At 70.1% G+C, this 1,075-nt stretch carries 1 protein-coding gene; it reads right to left on the reverse strand.

The annotated features are described in order from the left end of the window. Nucleotides 1–699, reverse strand: a 699-nt coding sequence (locus ACFVX9_RS39915; RefSeq protein ID WP_387987243.1) for a transposase, incomplete at its 3' end; no start/stop codon positions are given. Nucleotides 700–1,075: the final 376 nt, after the last annotated feature.

The following is a 1,075-nucleotide window of genomic DNA, read 5'->3' on the forward strand; positions in this document are numbered from 1 at the left end:
GTTCAATCCGATGATCAAGTCACCTTCCCCGTGGCCCGGGACCGCGCGGTCGGCCGCCTCGGCGGGCCGTTCGCTGATCATCACCTCGGGCGTGACATGACCACGGGCCTGCTGCCGGGAACGCGCTCGCGGGACACGCAGCGCACGCCCGGTCCGCAGGCAGGCGACCAGCTCACGCTTGAGCCCGCCGCGGGCCTGGACGAACAGTGCCTGGTAGATCGCCTCGTGCGAGATGCGCATGGACTCATCATCGGGGAAGTCGACCGGCAGGCGGTTCGCGATCTGCTGGGGACTCCATGACGTCGCCCACCGCCGGTCCTGCCGCCGTGGCTTGTTGCGTCCCTTCCAATTCGGGGTGACAGGCCCGGGAACCGGTTGGCCGTCCGGGGCCAGGATCGTCCCGGCGAGTCTGTCCTGGACGTACTGACACAGCCGCTCGTTGACCGCCAGCTTCGCCGTTCTCGGTCGTCGCGCTCGCCGTTCGGCATGCCACTGCGCGGTGGACGCCCGATATTCCAGGCGGTAGGTGCGTGTTGAGGCGTTCCGGCGGAGCTCCCGTGAGACCGTCGACGGTGACCGGCCCAGCCGGCGCGCGATCTCACGGACGCCCACGTCCTGAGCCTGCCAGACGGCGATGTCCTCGCGTTCCGGGAACGACAGGTAGCGTCCCGATACTGATGGCGAAAGGTTCGGTCCCACGCCTCCAGCGTGGCGGAACCATCGAGCCCCGACCGCGGGCGACACCCCGGCCTCGGCCGCTGCCTACTCCGTCCGGACTCCCTGGGCGATCGCCGCCCAGAACCGGACACGGTCCTCACGCCAGGCGACCGCCGGCCGGCCTGGCGACGGCATCTGGCCCCGGTACGCACGAACCTGCCGCTGCTGCGGACCAACACCCATCACTCCACCTCCACCCACGAGGTGTTGCGACGATCAGTTGAATCCACCCTCGCTGCCGCGGTCGCTGTGGAAGATCACCCCGTCCACCTCCCCGCCCCGGGTGGCGGCTGCCACGTTCAGCGACGCGCTGACCAGCGCGGCGTCATGGCGGGGGCCCATCGCGTAGCCGAGCATC

Origin of the sequence: Kitasatospora sp. NPDC058243 (assembly GCF_042882025.1) — a bacterium.
Classification (GTDB): Bacteria; Actinomycetota; Actinomycetes; order Streptomycetales; family Streptomycetaceae; genus Kitasatospora.